Source organism: Bradyrhizobium sp. P5_C12 (genome assembly GCF_054049735.1).
The window spans coordinates 50266-68879 of the sequence record NZ_JBFULU010000041.1 but is presented as its reverse complement, the minus strand read 5'-3'; the positions used below and the strand labels follow the sequence as shown (position 1 = coordinate 68879).

Below are 18614 nucleotides of genomic sequence, written 5' to 3'. Positions count from 1 at the left end.
GTGCCCCGGACGCAGCGCAGCGCTACTTCAGCGGTGCGCTGCTGAGCCGGGGCCCATGCTTCCGAGCAGTCCGTGTGGCGTGGGTCCCGGCTCTGCGCAGCAACGCAAGGGCGTTGCAGCGCGTCCGGGACACGAGCCCGCCCTACCCGATCACCCGGCCGAACTTGTTCGACTTCGGGAAACCCTTCGGCGGCAGGCGGCCGGCGTCGGCGCGGGTGCCCTGCCATTCGGCGAGCTCCTTCATGGTCGCGGAGAATTCGCGGCCGGCGGAGTCCTTCCAGGTCAGGCCCGCCTTGGCCTCGAACACCGCGATGTCGGACAGCCCGCCGTCCTTGTATTTCTGCAAGCGGACGCCGCGGCCACGCGCCATCTCCGGCACCTGGTCGAGCGGGAAGACCAGCATCTTGCGGTTCTCGCCGATCACCGCGACGGTGTCGCCGAGCACCTCGGTGATCGCGCGCGCCTCGTTCGGCATGTCGACATTGAGGACCTGCTTGCCCTTCTTGGTGGTGCCGACGCAATCGTCCTCGTTGACGACGAAGCCCTGGCCCTCGTGGCTCGCGACCAGGAATTTGCGCCCGCCCTTGTTGACGAACAATGCGACCGGGGCGGCCTCCTGCTCCATGTCGATGAACAGGCGGATCGGCTCGCCATGGCCGCGGCCGCCCGGAAGTTTTGCGACGTCGAGCGAGTAGAACTTGCCGTTGGTGGCGAACAGCAGCAGCTTCGACGTCGTCTCGGCGAAGAAGGCGAAGCCGAGCTTGTCGTCCTGCTTGAAGGCGAGGCCCGAGAGATCCTCGACATGCCCCTTCATGGTGCGGATCCAGCCCTTGTCGGAGACGACGACGGTGACGGGCTCGCGCTCGAGGAAGGCCTCCTCGATCGCGGCGAGATCGTGCTCCGGCGCGTCGGCAAAGGTGGTGCGGCGCTTGCCGAGCGGCGTCTTCGGTCCGAACATGTCGCGGACCTTGCCGACCTGCTCGGCGACCTTCTTCCACTGCTCGGGCTCGGACGCGAGGATCGCGTTGATGCCCTTGAGCTCGTTGCGGAGGTTCTTGTCCTCGGTGCGGATCTCCATCTCTTCGAGCTTGCGCAACGAACGCAGCCGCATGTTGAGGATGGCTTCGGCCTGCACCTCGGTGAGCTTGAACGCCTTGATCAGCGCCGGCTTCGGCTCCTCCTCGGTGCGGATGATCCTGATCACCTCGTCGAGGTTCAGATAGGCGATCAGCAGACCGCCGAGAACTTCCAGGCGGTTTTCGATCTGCGTCTTGCGATAGTTGGTGCGGCGGATCAGCACGTCGCGCAGATGGTCGAGCCATTCGCGCAGGCACTCCGCGAGCCCCACCACCCGGGGAATGCGGCCCTTCAACAGCACGTTGAGGTTCAGCGGAATCTTGCTTTCGAGCTCGGTCAGCCGGAACAGCGATTCCATCATCAGGCCGGGATCGACATTCTTCGATTTCGGCTCGATCACGATGCGGACGTCTTCGGCCGACTCGTCCCTGATGTCGCCGACCAGCGGCAGCTTCTTCTGGTCGAGCAGCTCGGCGATCTTCTCGATCAGGCGCGACTTCTGCACCAGCCACGGGATCTCGGTGACGACGATCACCCACGTGTTGCGGGCGCCTTCCTCCTGCTCCCACCTGGCGCGGACGCGGAACGAGCCGCGGCCGGTGGTGTAGGCCTCCGCGATCGCCTGCTTGGAATCGACGATGATGCCGCCGGTCGGGAAATCCGGCCCCTTGACCCATTTCAGCAGCGCCTTGGATTTGGCGTCGGGCTTCTCGATCAAATGCAGCGCGGCATCGCACAGCTCGGCCGCGTTGTGCGGCGGGATCGACGTCGCCATGCCGACCGCGATGCCCTGCGCGCCGTTGGCGAGCAGGTTCGGGAAGCCGCCGGGCAGCACCACGGGCTCTTTCGACTGGCCGTCGTAGTTGGGACGGAATTCAACGCCGTCCTCGTCGATGCCGTCGAGCAGAAGCCGCGCGACATCGGTCATGCGCGCTTCGGTGTAGCGGTAGGCGGCCGGGTTATCGCCGTCGATATTGCCGAAATTGCCCTGGCCGTCGACCAGCGGATAGCGCGAGGAGAAATCCTGCGCCAGGCGCACCATGGCGTCGTAGATCGCCTGGTCGCCATGCGGATGGAACGAGCCCATCACGTCGCCGACGATCTTTGCGGATTTCTTGAAGGCCGTGCCGGGATCGAGCCTGAGCAGGCGCATGCCGTAGAGGATGCGCCGGTGCACCGGTTTCAGGCCGTCGCGCGCGTCCGGCAGCGCCCGGTGCATGATGGTGGAGAGCGCATAGGCGAGATAGCGCTCTTCCAGCGCGTCACGCAGCTGCACCTCGTGAATTTCGGCCGGTTCCGCCGGCGGAATCAATCGTTTTCCCATGCAGCCCGGTTAAACCGTGGAAGCGAATCGGGCAAGGATCGATTGGTTCCCTGTGGGCGGCTAGTGCCCGGCCCAGCCGGCGGTCACGGTCTGGGTGGATTGCGGGTTTTGGGCCTGTGTGGTGGCCGGGGCATTGGTCAGGCAGCGCCGGGCCGTCTCGATCTCGGCCTCGGTCGCGCCCTTGGACCGCGCCCATGCCTCTGCGGCTGCAGCCGAATATTTGGCGACATAGAACCTGACGACGGTGCAGGAGGCACGGCGAACCAGTCCCGGTTGCTCGCCAGCGAGGGCGTCCGGCGCCAGCGCCATCAGCGCTGCCGATATCACAAATCCCTTGATCAGCATCAGGCTTATCCCCGGGTTGGAACCCCGAGGGCCAATCCGGGAAACCCGGTTTGGTTCCGGGACGTATCCCATCTGATTGTGCAACGCAGAAGCGCCATCAGGTCATGGCGCCGGAATCGCCGCCCGCGCCTGCTGCCGCGTCAGCGCATTGATGAAGCCAGCCCGGGCGTCGGAATGGCCCTGCCCGCGCGGCTCCAGCACATGGCGCAGCAGGAACAGGCCGGTGAGCCGAAAGCCGTCCTGGAGATCCTGGTCGGTGAGATCGGCCTGCACCTCGCCCTGGCGCAGGAACGGCGGCAGCCGCAACAGCCGGTCGCGCCACGGCTCACCGGCGCCGCGCGACACCGCGCCGCCGGATTTCGGCGAGACATAGATCAGGTCCGTGGTCTCCCCGGTCACCGCGCAATTGTCCAGCGCCAGCCCGAAGCCGAGCTCGGCGAGCATCGCCAGCTCGAAATGGATCACGTGCACGGCCGCGCCGCCGATGTCGTCGAAATCGTCGAGCGAATGCTCGAGCCTCGCAAAGATCTCCTCGTGCGGATCACGTTCCGGCAGGAGCCGCGCAACCGAGGCCAGATGGGTGACGCCGTAGACGCCGTGGGAGGAGGCCAGCAGCGTCGCCGCGCGCAGCTTCAACCCCTCGATGGCGTAGGTGCCGAGATGCTCGTCGAGCCGCGCCCGCCATACCGCAGTGACGCTGTTGCCGGGTTGCAGCAAGGGCCGCATTCGCGAACCGGCGCCGCCGCGGACGAGCCCAAGATGGCGGCCGTGCGCGCGCGTCAAGAGCTCGACGATGGCGCTGGACTCGCCATGCCGCCGCACCCCCAGCACGATGCCTTCGTCGGTCCATTCCATGTGCTAAGTATAGCGCCATATGCCCTGACGCAGAAGTTCGGACACGCCTGGGACCACGATGGCCAGCATCATTTTCGACTTGATCGCGCTCATTCTCGAATTGGTGTTCTGGATCGTCTGGGAGGCCTTGCCGACCGTTTTCTATTTCTCCGCACTGGCTTTGCTACTTGCAGCCACGTTCGGCAGGATCACCGTCGAATTCCCCAAAAGCATGATCCGGGTCGGCTGGACAGGCCTCTTGCAGGTCACGCGTACAAGCGAAGGCCGGGTGATCCTGTCGCCGGCGCTCGGCGTTGTCGTAGGCTTCGTGATCTGGACGATCATCATAAGCGCGGTGATCATTGTCCACGCCTATCGATCGTAAAATCGTAGGGTGGATTAGCCGAAGGCGTAATCCACCAATTCCCCGTGCACACTAATGGTGGATTACGCTGCGCTAATCCACCCTACGGCGTCGCGCAAGACCTCAGGCGTTGAACCAGCCCCGCGCGTCGCCGGTGAAGGAGAAGTACAGCCCGAGCACCGTCAGCACGCAGGAGACGATCTCGATGGCGCTGTCGAGCTCCACGCCCTTTTCGCCGATGATCTGGCCGAGCGAGATCACCGACAGCGCCAGTGCCGCCCCCAGCACCCAGCGTGGCCAGTTCTTGCGCCAGCGCGCGGCGAGCCAGACGAAATAGACCAGCAGCAGGATCATGCCGCCGGCGAGCAGGGTCGCCGTCATGATCATCTGCTCGGTCATCTCGGCATTGGGCGTGCGGTCCTGAACCGCGACCGACAGGGCGTCCAGCATCAAGGATGCGTAAAGCAGCGCCTCGAAGCGCCGGACGTTGCTGGGTACGCTCATCAGTGACCGATCTTTTCTTGGTTATTCCCTGGGGAATTCCAGGCCCATCTCGCGATAGCGATCGGGATCGTCGCCCCAGTTCTCGCGCACCTTGACGAACAGGAACAGATGCACCGGCACGCCCAGGATCTCGCCGATCTCCTTGCGCGAGTCCGCGCCGATCGACTTGATGGTGGCGCCGCCCGCGCCGAGCACGATCTTGCGCTGGCTCTCGCGCTCCACGAAGATCGTCTGCTCGATGCGCACCGACTTGTCCTTGCGCTCTTCCCACTTGTCGGTCTCGACCGTGGATTGATAGGGCAATTCCTGGTGCAGCTTGCGAAAGATCTTCTCGCGGGTGATCTCGGCCGCCAGGTGCCGCATCGGCGCGTCCGACATCTGGTCCTCGGGATAGAGGAACGGGCCCGGCGGCACCATCTCGGCAAGCGTATGCCTGAGATCATCGACGCCGTCGCCCGACAGCGCCGCGACCATGAAAGTCCTGACGAACGGCATGCGCTCGTTGGCAGCCTGCGCCAGCGCCAGGAGCTTCTCGCGCTGGACCAGGTCGACCTTGTTGATCACCAGAATCTTCTCGTGATTGACGCTCGCGGCCTTGGCGAGGATCGCCTCGGCCTCCTCGTCGATCCCGGTCTTGGCGTCGAGCAGCACGCAGACGAGATCGGCGTCATGCGCCCCGCTCCAGGCGGTCGACACCATGGCGCGGTCGAGCCGGCGCTTGGGCGAGAAGATTCCGGGCGTATCGACCAGGATGATCTGCGCGTTGTTCTCGATGACGATGCCGCGGATCAGCGCGCGCGTGGTCTGCACCTTGCGCGAGACGATCGTGACCTTGGCCCCGACCAGCGCATTGACCAGCGTGGACTTGCCGACATTCGGCGCGCCGATCAGCGCCACGAAGCCGCACCGCGTCCCGGCGGGTGCCTCGCCGCTTGCTTCAACCATCATTGCTGCCGCCAACGCCCTCGCGTTCAATCATGACGGAGGCCGCGACCTTCTCCGCCGCGCGCTTGCTGCCGCCGATTCCTTCGGCCGGCGCCAGTCCCGGCAGGTCGACCGCGACACGGAACTGCGGATCGTGGTGCGGTCCGGTGCGCTCGACCTCGCGATACACCGGCGTCGGCAGTCCCTTCCCCTGCGCCCATTCCTGGAGCACGGTCTTGGGATCGCGCAGCGGACGCCGCGGCTTGTGCATGCGTTCGGTCCAGTTGCGCTTGACGAATTCGGCCGCCGCCGCATGGCCGCCGTCGAGGAAGATGGCGCCGATCACCGCCTCGCAGACGTCGCCGAGGATGGATTTGCGCAGCCGGCCGTCGGCGCTGGGGCCGACCGAGCCGAGCTTGATGTCGTCGAGCAGACCGAGCGACTTGGCGACATCGGCGCAGCTCTCCTTGCGCACGAGCTCGGCAAGGCGCTTGGACAGCTCGCCCTCATCGGCATTCGGGAAGGCGTGATAGAGCATGTCGGAGACGACCAGCCCGAGCACGTGGTCGCCGAGAAATTCCAGCCGCTGATAGCTGTCGCCGCGCTTGCGGCCGGACTTCAGCGCCGAGACATGCGTGATCCCCTGCATCAGCAGGTTCGGATCGGCAAAACTGTGGCCGATGCGCGCCTCGAGCGCAGCGTTCGCATCCGTGCCCTTGGCCTTGCCGCCCCGCGCCCGCTTCTTCTTCGCGGGCGTCTTGGAAACAGCTTCGCCGTCAGGGGCCGCCTGCGCCTCGTTCGGTTGGGTCGCGATGTCCTTGGCCTCGTCTTTCATCGGACGATTTTGAAGAATCGATTCCAGCGCACCGCCCAGGGCCAGCGCCAGAACATCCATGCATGCTCGCCTTCGGCGATCGAGAAGAAGATCATCTGGGCGCGGCCGATCAGGTTTTCCTGCGGCACATAGCCGACCTGGCCGAGGAAACGGCTGTCGGTCGAGTTGTCGCGATTGTCGCCCATCATGAAGAAGTGGCCGGGCGGCACATTGTAGACGTTGGTGTTGTCCATGTAGCCGTTGTCGGCGCAATCCAGCGTCTCATAGGACACGCCGTTCGGCAGCGTCTCCTTCCAGCGCTTCACCCGGGAGATGCCGCCGCCTTCGGAACCGCAGGGATCTTCGCCGACATATTCGCTCATGCGCTGCCGCTCGACCGGGGTGTCGTTGATGTAGAGCAGCCCGTCCCTCATCTGGACGCGGTCGCCGGGAAGACCGATCACGCGCTTGATGTAGTCGGTCGAGTCGTCCTTCGGCAGGCGAAACACGACGATGTCGCCGCGGTTCGGGTCCGAGCCCCAGATCCGCCCCGAGAACAGCGGCGGCGAGAACGGGATCGAGTAGTGGCTGTAGCCGTAGGAATATTTCGAGACGAACAGGTAGTCGCCGACCAGCAGGGTCGCCTTCATCGAGCCGGACGGAATGTTGAAGGGCTGGAACAGGAAGGTACGGATCACCAGCGCGATCAGGAGAGCATGGATCACGACGCGGATCGTTTCGCCGACGCCGCTCTCAGTTTTCGTTCCCGAAGTCACGCTCATTGCTCTCTCAATTCCGGCCAGCGGTCACAGAGCGCCCTCCTCCCGCGAACAGCCAATTGCTTCGCGGCCCAAGGAGATTGTCCTGATTCTGATAATGAGGGCCAATTCCGGCGTAAAGCCGAATTCGCCCAGCCTGATTTGCGTCGGCGGACTTTTAGACGGTTGTCGGGGGCCACGCAATCAAGGATCGCATCAAAACTGCACAAGCCATTGATTTTTAAAACGAATTATAAAATGATCCGGATCCGCTCAGGGTTTTGCCGCGGGCACGGCTGAAATGATGACGAAGGCCTGCGCCAGCGGCCAGTCGTCGGTGATCGACAGGTCGATCCGGGCCTCGAACCCCTCCGGCGTCAGGGCGTGAAGCCGGGCCAGCGCCCCGCCGGTCAATTGCATGGTCGGCCGTCCCCCGGGCAGGTTGACCACCCCCATGTCGCGCCACCAGACGCCGCGCCGGATACCGGTGCCGAGCGCCTTGGAGCAGGCCTCCTTGGCGGCGAAGCGCTTGGCATAGGTTGCGACCACCATCTTCTCGTTCTTGGCGCGCCGCTCCGCCTTGGCCCGCTCGGCTTCCGTGAAGATGCGGTCGAGGAACCGCTCGCCATGGCGCTCGATCACCTTGGCGACGCGGGTGATGTCGATCAGGTCGGAGCCGATGCCGATGATCATGCCCGGCTCCGGCCGCGGTCCATCGCCGCGCGCATGCTGCGCACCGTCTCGGCGAGGCCGACGAACAGGGCTTCGCCGATCATGTAGTAGCCGATATTGAGCTCCATGATCTCCGGCAGCGCCGCGATCGTCTCCGCGGTCGCATAGTCCAGCCCATGCCCGGCATGCACCTCCAGCCCCGCGGCCTTCGCGAGCCTCGCCCCCGCCACGATCCGCTGCCACTCGGCCTCGGCCTTCTCGGCGTGGCCGTCGACCACGGCGTCGCACCAGGCGCCGGTATGGATCTCGATGACCGGCGCCCGCAGCCGCGCCGCCATCTCGATCTGCGCGGGATCGGCGGCGATGAACAGCGAGACCCGAATGCCGGCGTCGTTCAGCCGCGCGATATAGGGCGCCAGCGCGTTGTGCTGGCCGACGACGTCGAGGCCGCCTTCGGTCGTCACCTCCTGGCGGCGCTCGGGCACCAGGCACACCGCATGCGGCTTGGTCGCAAGCGAGATCCGCATCATGTCGTCGGTCGCCGCCATCTCGAAATTGAGCGGCTTGGAGATCTCGGCCTTCAGCCGCGCCATGTCCTCGTCGCGGATGTGCCGGCGATCCTCGCGCAAATGCGCGGTGATGCCGTCGGCGCCGGCCTCGATCGCCAGCAGCGCTGCACGCACCGGATCGGGATGGCGGCCGCCGCGCGCGTTACGGACGGTCGCGACGTGGTCGATATTGACGCCGAGGCGGAGCGGAGAAGCGGGCATTTCAGGACTCTCGAAAGTGACATTTCTCAATCCGTCATGCGCGGGCCTGACCCGCGCATCCATCCTCTTTGAAGAGATGGGTTGCCGGGTCAAGCCCGGCAACGACGAGCTTCATCCATTAACACGTTCGACGCGGGCGACGACCGCCTTGGCACGCAACTGGGCGAGGATCGCGCTCAAATGTTTCAGATCGTAGACTTCGAGGTCGATCGTCGTCTCGGTGAAGTCGGGCGAACGGCGCTGCATGCTGATGTTGTCGATGTTGCCGTCGTGCTCGGCGATCACGGTCGCGATCTGCGCCAGCGCGCCGGGCTCGTTGACGTTCTCGACCCTGATGCGGGCCGGGAAGCGCTGCGGCGTCGACTCCTCGATGTCCCAGCGCACGTCGAGCCAGCGCTCCGGCTCCTCCTCGAAATCCTTCAAGGCCGGCGCCTGGATCGGATAGATCGTGATCCCCTCGCCCGGCGTGACGATGCCGACGATGCGGTCGCCGGGCACGGCGCCGCCGTTCGGCGCGAACTTGACCGGCAGGTCCGAATTGATGCCACGGATCGGAATCGCGACCGGGCTGCGCGGCGGCTCGGACGTCGCCTTCTCCTTGAGCTTGGCAGCGAGCCCCTTCTTGACGCCATAGCGCGCGACCCGCTCCTCCTTGTAGTCGGGATACATCGCGCGGGCGACGTGGGAGGCCTTGATCTCGCCGCGGCCGACCGCGGCCATGACGTCCTCGATCGAGGAACGCGCAAGCCGCGGCAGCGCACCCTTGAGCTTGTCGTCGGCGTATTCGATCTTGGCGCGCTCGAACAGGCGCTCCACGATGCGCCGGCCGAGACCGGCATATTGATCGCGCACCGCGGTGCGCGTGGCGCGGCGGATCGCAGCGCGCGCCTTACCGGTGACCGCGAGCGTTTCCCAGGCCGACGGCGGCGCCGATTGCGCTTCCGAGGTCAGCACCTCGACCTCGTCGCCGTTCTGCAGCTCCGAGGACAGCGGCGCGAACTTGCCGTTGATCTTGCAGCCCACCGCGCTGTTGCCGACGTCGGTATGCACGGCATAGGCGAAGTCGATCACGTTGGCATGGCGCGGCAGCGCGATCAGCTTGCCCTTCGGGGTGAAGCAGAACACCTGGTCGTGGAACAGCTCGAGCTTGGTATGCTCGAGGAATTCCTCGGGGTTGGCGCTCTCCGAGAGAATGCCGATGGTGTGGCGCAGCCACGCGAAGGCGTTCGACTCGCGCTTGAGGAATTCGGTCGGCGAGCCCACGCCTTCCTTGTAGAAGACGTGCGCGGCGATGCCGCGCTCGGCGATCTGGTCCATCGCCTCGGTGCGGATCTGAAGCTCGACGCGCTGGTTGCCCGGACCGATCACGGTGGTGTGGATCGAGCGGTAGTCGTTCTGCTTCGGCGTCGAGATGTAATCCTTGAACCGGCCGGGCACGACCGGCCAGGTGGTGTGGACGATCCCGAGCGCGCGATAGCAGGCCTCGACGTCGTTGACGACGACGCGAAAGCCGAAGATGTCGGACAGCTGCTCGAAGCCGACCGACTTGCGCTCCATCTTGGTCCAGATCGAGAATGGCTTCTTGCGGCGGCCATAGACCCGCGCGCCGAGACCGCGGTGGCGCAGATTGTTGGAGAGCTGCGCCTCGATCTCGCCGATCAGGTTGCGGTTGCGCTCGGCGAGCGCGTCGAGCCGCTGCATCACCACCGAATAGGCCTCGGGATCGAGGGTGCGGAAGGACAAATCCTCCAGCTCCTCGCGCATTTCCTGCATGCCCATGCGGCCCGCGAGCGGCGCATAGATGTCGAGCGTCTCCTCGGCGATGCGGCGGCGCGATTCCGGCGGCACGAAATCCAGCGTGCGCATGTTGTGCAGGCGGTCGGCGAGCTTCACCAGGAGAACGCGGACGTCGTCGGCAATGGCCAGCAACAATTTGCGCAGGTTCTCGGCCTGCTTGGCCTCCCGCGATACCAGCTCCAGCCGCTTCAGCTTGGTCAGGCCCTCGACCAAGGCGCCGATCTCGGGCCCGAAGATCTGGTCGATCTCGGCCCGCGTCGCCTCGGTGTCCTCGATCGTGTCGTGAAGCAGCGCGGCCACGATGGTGGCATCGTCGAGCTTCAGGTCGGTGAGGATCGCCGCCACCTCGAGCGGGTGCGAGAAATACGGGTCGCCGGAAGCGCGGGTCTGCGAGCCGTGCGCCTTCATGGCGTAGACATAGGCCCGGTTCAGAAGATCTTCGTTGGTGTTGGGATTGTACGACCTGACGCGCTCGACGAGGTCATATTGCCGCATCATGCGCGCACGCGGCTTGGCCGGTCGCGCCACCGGCGCAGTCGGGGCCACGGCAACCGATTCGGTTGCGGCCTGCATCTGCGAGGGTCTGCGGCGCCGATACACCATTCCGTCCTGCCTTCAAACGGACCATGACGCGTCCGTTGTATACATCCTAGCCCCGATCGCGCGCGCGTCCGATCAATTCAGTGACAGCGCGCGGCGCCATCCGACAACGCTATGGTAACCACGAAAACGCCAACAAAAGCAAAGGCCCGAACACGGGTTCGGGCCTTTGATAAGATCACAAGAAGTCGACGACTGCGACGGACGATTTACTCGTCCTCCTCGGGCTGCTCCTCGGGCGGCGCGAGGCCTTCGAGACCCTTCAGGAGCTCCTCTTCGGTCATGCGTTCAACGGCAACTTCGGTATCGTCCGCATCGACGCTCGCACCGGCGGAACCGATCAGCGGCACCGTATCGGGCTCGGGCTCGTCGACCTCGACGAACTTCTGGAGGGAGTGCACCAGCTCCTCGCGGAGGTCTTCCGGCGAGATGGTCGTGTCGGCAATTTCACGCAAAGACACAACAGGGTTCTTGTCGTTATCGCGGTCAACCGTTAGTTGTGAGCCGGACGAAATCATGCGGGCACGGTGGGCGGCCAGCAGGACCAGGTCAAACCGGTTGTCGACCTTGTCGATACAATCTTCTACGGTGACGCGAGCCATGGACTGTCGCTCCGTTGTGGGTGGGACGAAATATGTGGATGATGCGGGCTAGTTATAGGGACCGGGGGGGTTTCGCAAGACCATTTTGTGATTTGGCCTCGCCAAACGGCTCTGATACCTCCACATTGGGGCTGGGATGGGTGGTACCCCGGGCTGCCGTCGAGGGCGGCGCCGGGCGGAAGCGGGACCGCCATAACTATACCTTGTTTGCCCCGACTTCTCCGGATTTGCGGTTTCGACGGGTTTCGGCAGCACTGTAGACTGCGCGGCTTGCGGCCGTCGCGCCAACAATAAACGATTTGTCACGAACACTACGCGAGCAAACTGAATGTCACCTTCCCCTACCAACAAGATCGCGCTCTTCATCGACGGGGCCAATCTTTACGCGACGGCGAAAACTCTAGGCTTCGACATCGATTACAAGCGCCTGCTGAAGGAATTTCAGAGCCGTGGGACGCTGCTGCGGGCGTTCTATTACACCGCGATCATCGAGGACCAGGAATACTCCTCGATCCGCCCGCTGATCGACTGGCTCGATTACAACGGCTACACCGTCGTCACCAAGGCGACCAAGGAATTCATCGACGCCTCCGGCCGCCGCAAGGTCAAGGGCAACATGGACATCGAGCTTGCCGTCGATGCCATGGAGCTTGCCGAGCACATCGACCAGATGGTGCTGTTCTCGGGTGACGGCGACTTCCGTTCCCTGGTCGAGGCCGTGCAGCGCCGCGGCGTGCGGGTCACCGTGATCTCCACGATCGCGAGCCAGCCGCCGATGATCGCCGACGAGCTGCGCCGCCAGGCCGACGTCTTCACCGATCTCGTCGAGCTGCAATCCAAGCTCGGCCGCGACCCGTCCGAACGCCCCGCCCCGCGCGATCGCGGCGAGCGCGAGGCGCGCCACCACGCCCCGCAGTTCCTCCAGCGCGCGACCACGATGGCGCCGAGGGGCGATGACGACTTCGAGGAGTGAGGCGGCCCGGTCGAGCCGCCAGGCCCCCATCCTCGTTCCTGACCGCGACTGTCCGCTGTGTCCGCGCCTGGTCGCCTTTCGCGAGGCGAACCGCGCGCGCGAGCCGTTGTGGCACAATGCGCCGGTCGCCCCCTTCGGCGACATCGGGGCGCGGCTCTTGATCGTCGGCCTGGCGCCGGGGATGCAGGGCGCCAACCGCACCGGCCGGCCTTTCACCGGCGACTATGCCGGCGACCTGCTCTACGCCACGCTGCTGGAATACGGCTTCGCCAAGGGCACCTATCAGGCGCGTCCCGACGACGGCCTGAAGCTGGTGGACTGCCGGATCGCCAATGCGGTGCACTGCGTGCCGCCGCAGAACAAGCCGTTGCCGGCCGAGATCAACACCTGCCGCCGGTTTCTCGCGGCAAATCTCGAGACCATGCCGAATCTGCGGGCCATCGTCGCGCTCGGGCGGATTGCGCACGACACTGTGCTCAAGCCGCTGCAACTGAAGGCCTCGCAAGCCCCCTTCGGCCACGGCGCGGTGCACCAGGCCGGCGCGTTCAGGCTCTACGACAGCTATCACTGCTCCCGCTACAACACGAACACCGGCGTGCTGACGCCGGACATGTTCCGGTCCGTGTTCGCCAAGGTGAAGGCCGGCCTCGACGACTAGGCGGGATTTGCCTTCAGCCAATCCAGCACATCGCCGGCGTTCCGGTCGGGCGGAAACACCGGGTAGAACACCTCGGTGATCCGCGCGTCATCGATGATCAGGGCAAGACGCTTGATCAGGGTGAGCCCGGCAACCTCCATGGTCGGCAATTTGAGCGCGCGCGCGAGCGCCAGCTTCTCGTCCGAAAGCACGGGGAACGGCAGATGCAGCCGCGACGCCATCTCGGTCTGGTAGTCGTTGCTCTGGGTCGAGAGGCCGAACACGTGCGAGGCGCCGGCCGCCTTGAGCTCGGCGAACAGATCGCGAAACGCACAGGTCTGCGGAGTGCAGCCGCGCGCGCCCGGAATCATGTCCCAATCGTCGACCAGCGCGATCTTGCCGGGCTCGCCGGTGCGCGGATAGGCGAACACGACGGTGCGTCCGGACAGCGCCGACAGCGTCACTGACGTATCGTTGGTCGCGAGCAGGCTGATCGCAGGCAGCGTCATGCCCTTCAGATGCACGGCGCCGCCGTCATCGGCGGGTGCGGGAATCTGGCTCCAGTCGACCTCGAGCAGGTTTCGTTGATTCATCCCAGTCCCTCGCCTATCCCCTCGCCCGCAGCAGCCGGCCCTTCTCCCGGCTCCAGTCGCGCTTCTTCTCGCTCTCGCGTTTGTCGTGCAGCTTCTTGCCCTTTGCAACCGCCAGCTGCAATTTGGCGCGGCCGCGCTCGTTGAAATAGAGCTTGAGCGGGATCAGCGTCATGCCCTCGCGGTCCACGGCCCCCATCAGCTTGTTGATCTGCTTGCGGTGCAGCAGCAGCTTTCGCGGCCGTTTGGGCTCATGGTTGAAGCGATTGCCCTGGAGATATTCGGGAATGGTGGCGTTGATCAGCCAGATCTCGCCGTCCTTCGAATCGGCGTAGGATTCCGCGATCGTGCTCTTGCCGTTGCGGATCGACTTGACCTCGGTGCCGGTCAGCGCAATGCCGGCCTCGACCGTATCCTCGATCGCATAGTTGAAGCGGGCCTTGCGATTTTCCGCCATGACCTTGATAGGACGTTCGTTCTTATCGGCCATGACAGACAAACCTGATCGAGATGCGCGCGGACGCTAACAGTTTGGATGAAGCGCGCGCGTCAAGACTTCTTGAGGAGATCGCGGATCTCGGTCAGCAGCTCGACTTCGGCGGACGGCTTCGGCGGCGCAGAGGGCGCGGCCTCTTCCTTGCGCTTCAGCGTGTTTATAGCGCGGATCACCAGGAACAGCACGAAGGCAATGATGATGAAGTTGATCGTCAGCGTGAGGAAGCTGCCCCAAGCCAAGACCGCGCCCTGCTTTTTTGCGTCCGCGAGGTTGGTGGCGGTGACCGCCTTGGACAGCGGGGTGAAGTAGTTGGAGAAGTCGAGACCGCCGGTGACCGCGCCGATCAGGGGCATGATGACGTCGCCGACCAGGGAAGTGACAATGGCGCCGAACGCCGCGCCGATGATGACGCCGACCGCGAGATCGACGACGTTGCCCTTCATGGCAAATTCGCGGAACTCCTTGAGCATCTGCCTGCCCTTTTCGTCGACTGCGCTCACGGCAAGCCCCCCGAATGCCTAACGCTTCAGTTGATCAGGCCGGCGTGGACCATGGCGCTGCGCACGGCAACGCGCGTCGGCTCGGTCACCGGCACCATCGGCAGCCGCAGCGTCTCGTCCAGCTTGCCGAGCAACGACAGCGCGTACTTGATCGGCGCCGGATTGCTCTCGATGAAGAGGTTGTTGTGCAGCGGCATCAGCTTGTCGTGCAGCTTCAACGCCGTGGCATGATCGCCCTTCTGCCAGGCGGCGTGGAACTCCGAGCACAGGCGCGGCGCGACGTTCGACGTCACCGAGATGCAGCCATGGCCGCCATGCGCCATGTAACCGAGGATGGTCGCATCCTCGCCCGAGAGCTGGTTGAAATCCTCGCCCATCGCCGCGCGCTGCTGCGAGACGCGCACCATGCTGGCGGTGGCGTCCTTGACGCCGGCGATGTTCTTCAGCTCCCACAGCCGCTTCATGGTGTCGACCGACATGTCGATCACCGAGCGCGGCGGGATGTTGTAGATGATGATCGGAATGCCGATCGCATCGTTGATCGCCTTGAAGTGCTGGTACATGCCTTCCTGGGTCGGCTTGTTGTAATAGGGCGTCACCACCAGCACCGCGTTCGCGCCGGCCTTCTCGGCGTGCTGGGCCAGCTCGACCGCTTCCTTGGTCGAATTGGAGCCGGCGCCGGCGATCACCGGCACCCGCCCCTTGGCTTCGCTGATGCACCACTCGACGACCTTCTTGTGCTCGTCATGGCTGAGCGTCGGGCTCTCGCCGGTGGTGCCGACCGGGACCAGGCCGTTGGTGCCCTCGGAAATCTGCCAGTTGACCAGCGAGCGGAACGCCGCCTCGTCCAGCGAGCCGTTCTTGAACGGCGTGACCAAGGCGGTGAACGACCCCCGGAATTTCGTCTTGGCTGCCATGGACTTCCTCCGTACGCGGCGAGCTTGAGAGCAAGCCCCATTCATATCGGGTCTATCCCGCCGGTAAAAGGGCCGCTCCCGACTGACGCACCGTTTAGGCCGCGATTTTGCCGCGGTGATGGTGCAAACTCGCCCGAGGTAAGCGGCTGTTGGTATTTTGTCCGCATATTCAATCAAATTCAGCTAGATCTTGAGCCACTTGACTGATTCGGGGCGACTAAACGCCGTGACTTCATTTCCTCGTGCCACATGGCGATCCACCGGTCTGGCCGTGTGCCTGATGGCAGGGCTGTCGGTCGGCTGCGCCGCCTGGGCCAAGTCCAACGAGACGCCCCCGGAAGGGACCAAGGACACCGCAAAGCCAGCCGCCAAGGACGCCACGAAGGGGACTGGCAAAGGAACAGCCAAAGAAACAGCTAAGGGAACCGGCAAGGACACGGCCAAGGACGCGACCAAGGGAGCCGCGAGCGCCCCCGCCAAGGATGTTGCGAAGAAACCGGCCAAGGATTCTGGAAAGGATGCTGGCAAGAGCGCCGCCAAGGACCCCGCGAAGGACAAGCCCAAGCCTGCGGCCGCGGCCTCCGCGCCAAAATCACAACCGTCCGCCAACGGCTCGCCCCCCAAAGCCGCTCCCGCGCCGGCTGCGACGGCCACCATCAGACCCGCCGCCCCGGCAGCTGCCGCCAAACCAATTGCAGCGCCCGTGCTCGCTCCTGCAACCCGCCAGCACGCGGCGCCGCGCAAGCCGGTCACGCCGGCCGCGATCGCTGCGACCTCGTCGACGTCGCAGGCCGACAAGGACACGCTGGAGAACGTCATCGAGCTCGTGCGCAAGCGCCAGCCGGGCGATGCGACCAACACCGCAGCCACCATCTCGGACCCCGTCGCGCGAAAACTCGCGGAATGGATCATCCTGCGCAGCGAGGACAATGGCGCGAACGTGGAGCGCTACCGCGCCTTCCTCTCCGCCAATCCGAGCTGGCCGTCGCAGACCTTCCTGCGCCGGCGCCTCGAGGCCGCGATGTGGGACGACCGGCGCGACGATTCAGTTGCGTGGTCGTGGTTCGAGAACGAATCCCCAGTGTCCGCCAAGGGCCGCTTCACGCTGGCCAAGGCGATGCTGGCGCGCGGCGACCGCGCCAATGCCGAGCGGCTGGTGCGCGAGGCTTGGCGCATCGATCCGATGTCGGAGGACACCGAGAACAACGCGCTCGACCAGTTCGGCGCCCTGCTGACGCCGGGCGACCAGAAGGCGCGGATGGACACCCTGCTCTATGGCAGCGAAAACGAGGCGGCGCTGCGCGCGGCGAAGCGCCTCGGCGCCGGCTATGTCGCGCTCGCCAAGGCCCGCATCGCCTCCGTGAAGAAAGCGCCGAACGCGCGTGCGCTGCTCGAGGCCGTGCCGCACGAGCTGCACAATGATCCGGGCTTCATCTTCAGCAAGATCCAGTTGCTGCGCCGCGAGGAGAAGTTTGCCGAGGCCGCCCAGCTGATGCTGTCGGCGCCGAAGGATCCGAACCGGCTCTACAATCTCGACGAATGGTGGATCGAGCGGCGCCTGCTCGCGCGCAAGATGATCGACACCGAGGAATTCCGCAGCGCCTATCTGATCGCGCGCGATGCGGCGCTGCCCTCGCGCGACATCTACAAGACCGAGCAGGAGTTCACCGCCGGATGGATCGCGCTGCGCTTCCTCAACGACCCCGCGGCCGCGACCCAGCATTTCGCGCGTATCGGCGTCGGCAGCGTCAATCCGACCACGCTGGCGCGCGCCGGTTATTGGCAGGGCCGCGCCGCGGAAGCGGCCGGCCGCCAGCAGGAGGCGCGCAACGCCTATGCCCGCGCCGCCGAGCAATCCACGAGCTATTACGGCCAGCTGGCGCGCGCAAAACTCGGCCTGCCGCAGATCGAGCTCAACAGCCAGCCGCGCGGCCGCGGCGCCGAACGGCTGGAGATCGTGCGCGCCGCGCAACTGCTCTACGAGCTCGACGAGCGCGAGATGGCGGTGCCGATGCTGGCCGACATGGGCGAGAACGGCGATCCCGAGGCGCTGACCGGCCTCGGCGAGCTCACCCAGCGCTACAGCGATGCGCGCGGGATGCTGCTGGTCGGCAAGGCCGCGCTCAACCGCGGCCTTCCGTTCGATTTCTACGCCTATCCCGTCAACGGCATTCCGCAATTCACCCCGATCGGTCCCGAGGTCGAGCGCAGCATCGTCTACGCCATCGCCCGGCAGGAGAGCGCGTTCAACCCGTCGGTGGTCTCGCCGGCGCAGGCCTATGGCCTGATGCAGGTGACGCCGGACGCCGCGCGCTACGTCTGCAAGCGGCACGGCGCGACCTATGATCTGGGGCGGCTGAAGAACGATTCCGTCTACAACGCCACGCTCGGCTCGGCCGAGCTCGGCGGGCTGCTCGAGGACTATCGCGGCTCCTACATCATGACGTTTGCCGCCTACAATGCCGGCCGCGGCAGCGTGAAGAAGTGGGTCGACCGCTACGGCGACCCGCGCGACCCGAAGGTCGATGCGGTCGACTGGGTCGAGCTGATTCCATTCTCCGAAACGCGCAATTACGTGCAGCGGATCGTGGAGAATCTGCAGGTCTACCGCGCCCGCTTCGGCGGCGGCACACGCCTCCAGATCGAGGCCGATCTGCGCCGCGGCACCGGCAGCGTGGAGTAGAGGCGGCTTCTCCCGAACGCGGTCGAGAGCCTCGGTGGCAAGCGTTGTATCTGCACCGTCGCCCGCCTGGGCCGTCGACGACCATCTCAAGGGTCGGATCTGATCTTCGGGCGAGCCATGCCTGAGCGCACCTCGAGAGCTGCCAGCATCGCAGCCAGTCCGGTGAGCCGGCGCCACTGCCTCGGAGACGAAGGCGTCGCCCGCCTGCTCTTGCGTGACCGGTACGTGCGTTGTTTCTCCGACCGTGTCTGCAAGCGAGCGGGCAACGCACCTGCCGGTCGGAGATGCGGTGCGGCGCAAGTCGTCTCCTCTTGTGCAACCGGCCTCGGCCGGAGCGATGCATCAGCGGAAGCGACGCGACAACTCGGCAGACATTCCGGGGTCGCGAGCCATGCGAGCAAAAAGAAAAGCCCCGGCGGTTTCCCGCCGGGGC

General features: G+C 65.3%; 19 protein-coding genes. 4 read left to right on the top strand and 15 right to left on the bottom strand.

Features of this window, described 5'->3' with window-relative positions:
* Positions 1-142: 142 nt before the first annotated feature.
* From parC to recO, 3 genes are all read right to left on the bottom strand, one after another.
* Positions 143-2401 carry a DNA topoisomerase IV subunit A gene (gene parC / locus ACXJMY_RS28915; protein ID WP_456622750.1) on the bottom strand — a complete coding sequence of 753 codons (2259 nt, stop codon included), beginning with the start codon at positions 2399-2401 and terminating at the stop codon, positions 143-145.
* Positions 2402-2461: 60 nt separating this feature from the next.
* Complete coding sequence (locus tag ACXJMY_RS28910; protein WP_456622749.1) at positions 2462-2746, bottom strand: hypothetical protein; 285 nt, start codon at positions 2744-2746, stop codon at positions 2462-2464.
* Between the two features lie 102 nt (positions 2747-2848).
* Positions 2849-3601 (bottom strand): DNA repair protein RecO, encoded by a 753-nt coding sequence (recO, locus tag ACXJMY_RS28905; protein ID WP_456622748.1) that lies wholly within the window; start codon positions 3599-3601, stop codon positions 2849-2851.
* Positions 3602-3680: 79 nt separating this feature from the next.
* On the opposite strand from recO, the gene ACXJMY_RS28900 reads away from it, so the two are divergent.
* Positions 3681-3965, top strand: a complete 285-nt coding sequence (locus tag ACXJMY_RS28900) for a hypothetical protein (RefSeq protein WP_456622747.1) — start codon at positions 3681-3683, stop codon at positions 3963-3965.
* 102 nt (positions 3966-4067) lie between these two features.
* Here the strand turns inward: ACXJMY_RS28900 and ACXJMY_RS28895 are convergent, their stop codons facing one another.
* From ACXJMY_RS28895 to rpoZ, 8 genes are all read right to left on the bottom strand, one after another.
* A complete protein-coding gene (locus tag ACXJMY_RS28895; RefSeq protein WP_456622746.1) occupies positions 4068-4448 on the bottom strand; it encodes a hypothetical protein in 381 nt (126 codons plus the stop codon).
* Positions 4449-4469: 21 nt separating this feature from the next.
* Positions 4470-5396 carry a GTPase Era gene (era, locus tag ACXJMY_RS28890; protein ID WP_456622745.1) on the bottom strand — a complete coding sequence of 309 codons (927 nt, stop codon included), beginning with the start codon at positions 5394-5396 and terminating at the stop codon, positions 4470-4472.
* Positions 5386-6207 (bottom strand): ribonuclease III, encoded by an 822-nt coding sequence (gene rnc / locus ACXJMY_RS28885; protein WP_456622753.1) that lies wholly within the window; start codon positions 6205-6207, stop codon positions 5386-5388. The genes era and rnc overlap by 11 nt, the downstream gene beginning before the upstream one ends.
* On the bottom strand, positions 6204-6968 hold the full coding sequence (gene lepB, locus ACXJMY_RS28880; protein ID WP_100232614.1) for a signal peptidase I: 765 nt from the start codon (positions 6966-6968) through the stop codon (positions 6204-6206). Before lepB ends, rnc begins: the two co-directional genes overlap by 4 nt.
* A gap of 249 nt (positions 6969-7217) precedes the next feature.
* Complete coding sequence (gene acpS / locus ACXJMY_RS28875) at positions 7218-7637, bottom strand: holo-ACP synthase (RefSeq protein ID WP_456622744.1); 420 nt, start codon at positions 7635-7637, stop codon at positions 7218-7220.
* The gene (locus tag ACXJMY_RS28870) at positions 7634-8386 is read right to left on the bottom strand and encodes a pyridoxine 5'-phosphate synthase (protein ID WP_456622743.1); all 753 of its coding nucleotides are present in this window, start codon (positions 8384-8386) and stop codon (positions 7634-7636) included. The genes acpS and ACXJMY_RS28870 overlap by 4 nt, the downstream gene beginning before the upstream one ends.
* A 111-nt stretch (positions 8387-8497) precedes the next feature.
* Entirely contained in the window at positions 8498-10786 is a 2289-nt protein-coding gene (locus ACXJMY_RS28865; protein ID WP_456622742.1) for a RelA/SpoT family protein, read from the bottom strand.
* 206 nt (positions 10787-10992) lie between these two features.
* On the bottom strand, positions 10993-11385 hold the full coding sequence (gene rpoZ, locus ACXJMY_RS28860; protein ID WP_008133017.1) for a DNA-directed RNA polymerase subunit omega: 393 nt from the start codon (positions 11383-11385) through the stop codon (positions 10993-10995).
* A 328-nt stretch (positions 11386-11713) separates the two neighbouring features.
* Between rpoZ and ACXJMY_RS28855 the strand changes: the two genes are divergently transcribed.
* Together ACXJMY_RS28855 and ACXJMY_RS28850 are read left to right on the top strand one after the other, a co-directional pair.
* Entirely contained in the window at positions 11714-12358 is a 645-nt protein-coding gene (locus ACXJMY_RS28855; RefSeq protein WP_148773836.1) for a LabA-like NYN domain-containing protein, read from the top strand.
* Positions 12339-13016, top strand: a complete 678-nt coding sequence (locus tag ACXJMY_RS28850) for a uracil-DNA glycosylase (RefSeq protein ID WP_456622741.1) — start codon at positions 12339-12341, stop codon at positions 13014-13016. The genes ACXJMY_RS28855 and ACXJMY_RS28850 overlap by 20 nt, the downstream gene beginning before the upstream one ends.
* On the opposite strand, the gene ACXJMY_RS28845 is transcribed toward ACXJMY_RS28850, so the two are convergent.
* Genes ACXJMY_RS28845 through dapA form a run of 4 tightly spaced genes read right to left on the bottom strand, consistent with a single transcriptional unit; the run spans position 13013 to position 15498 of the window.
* Positions 13013-13588, bottom strand: a complete 576-nt coding sequence (locus ACXJMY_RS28845) for a peroxiredoxin (RefSeq protein WP_456622740.1) — start codon at positions 13586-13588, stop codon at positions 13013-13015. The genes ACXJMY_RS28850 and ACXJMY_RS28845 overlap by 4 nt on opposite strands.
* 13 nt (positions 13589-13601) lie before the next feature.
* Positions 13602-14075: an SsrA-binding protein SmpB gene (gene smpB, locus ACXJMY_RS28840; RefSeq protein ID WP_247387893.1), complete on the bottom strand. Its 474-nt coding sequence runs from the start codon at positions 14073-14075 to the stop codon at positions 13602-13604.
* 59 nt (positions 14076-14134) lie between these two features.
* Positions 14135-14551, bottom strand: a complete 417-nt coding sequence (mscL, locus tag ACXJMY_RS28835) for a large conductance mechanosensitive channel protein MscL (protein WP_271554767.1) — start codon at positions 14549-14551, stop codon at positions 14135-14137.
* A gap of 56 nt (positions 14552-14607) precedes the next feature.
* Entirely contained in the window at positions 14608-15498 is an 891-nt protein-coding gene (dapA, locus tag ACXJMY_RS28830; protein ID WP_456622739.1) for a 4-hydroxy-tetrahydrodipicolinate synthase, read from the bottom strand.
* Between the two features lie 280 nt (positions 15499-15778).
* Here dapA and ACXJMY_RS28825 point away from each other — a divergent pair, with 280 nt between their 5' ends.
* Complete coding sequence (locus tag ACXJMY_RS28825) at positions 15779-18181, top strand: transglycosylase SLT domain-containing protein (RefSeq protein ID WP_456622738.1); 2403 nt, start codon at positions 15779-15781, stop codon at positions 18179-18181.
* The last annotated feature ends 433 nt before the right edge of the window (positions 18182-18614 follow it).

Excerpts from the sequence above, each read along its gene's own strand:
- parC (WP_456622750.1), bottom strand. The coding sequence starts at position 2,401 with ATGGGAAAACGATTGATTCCGCCGGCGGAACCGGCCGAAATTCACGAG.
- ACXJMY_RS28910 (WP_456622749.1), bottom strand. The coding sequence starts at position 2,746 with ATGCTGATCAAGGGATTTGTGATATCGGCAGCGCTGATGGCGCTGGCG.
- recO (WP_456622748.1), bottom strand. The coding sequence starts at position 3,601 with ATGGAATGGACCGACGAAGGCATCGTGCTGGGGGTGCGGCGGCATGGC.
- ACXJMY_RS28895 (WP_456622746.1), bottom strand. The coding sequence starts at position 4,448 with ATGAGCGTACCCAGCAACGTCCGGCGCTTCGAGGCGCTGCTTTACGCA.
- era (WP_456622745.1), bottom strand. The coding sequence starts at position 5,396 with ATGATGGTTGAAGCAAGCGGCGAGGCACCCGCCGGGACGCGGTGCGGC.
- rnc (WP_456622753.1), bottom strand. The coding sequence starts at position 6,207 with ATGAAAGACGAGGCCAAGGACATCGCGACCCAACCGAACGAGGCGCAG.
- lepB (WP_100232614.1), bottom strand. The coding sequence starts at position 6,968 with ATGAGCGTGACTTCGGGAACGAAAACTGAGAGCGGCGTCGGCGAAACG.
- acpS (WP_456622744.1), bottom strand. The coding sequence starts at position 7,637 with ATGATCATCGGCATCGGCTCCGACCTGATCGACATCACCCGCGTCGCC.
- ACXJMY_RS28870 (WP_456622743.1), bottom strand. The coding sequence starts at position 8,386 with ATGCCCGCTTCTCCGCTCCGCCTCGGCGTCAATATCGACCACGTCGCG.
- ACXJMY_RS28865 (WP_456622742.1), bottom strand. The coding sequence starts at position 10,786 with ATGGTGTATCGGCGCCGCAGACCCTCGCAGATGCAGGCCGCAACCGAA.
- rpoZ (WP_008133017.1), bottom strand. The coding sequence starts at position 11,385 with ATGGCTCGCGTCACCGTAGAAGATTGTATCGACAAGGTCGACAACCGG.
- ACXJMY_RS28855 (WP_148773836.1), top strand. The coding sequence starts at position 11,714 with ATGTCACCTTCCCCTACCAACAAGATCGCGCTCTTCATCGACGGGGCC.
- ACXJMY_RS28850 (WP_456622741.1), top strand. The coding sequence starts at position 12,339 with ATGACGACTTCGAGGAGTGAGGCGGCCCGGTCGAGCCGCCAGGCCCCC.
- ACXJMY_RS28845 (WP_456622740.1), bottom strand. The coding sequence starts at position 13,588 with ATGAATCAACGAAACCTGCTCGAGGTCGACTGGAGCCAGATTCCCGCA.
- smpB (WP_247387893.1), bottom strand. The coding sequence starts at position 14,075 with ATGGCCGATAAGAACGAACGTCCTATCAAGGTCATGGCGGAAAATCGC.
- mscL (WP_271554767.1), bottom strand. The coding sequence starts at position 14,551 with ATGCTCAAGGAGTTCCGCGAATTTGCCATGAAGGGCAACGTCGTCGAT.
- dapA (WP_456622739.1), bottom strand. The coding sequence starts at position 15,498 with ATGGCAGCCAAGACGAAATTCCGGGGGTCGTTCACCGCCTTGGTCACG.
- ACXJMY_RS28825 (WP_456622738.1), top strand. The coding sequence starts at position 15,779 with ATGGCAGGGCTGTCGGTCGGCTGCGCCGCCTGGGCCAAGTCCAACGAG.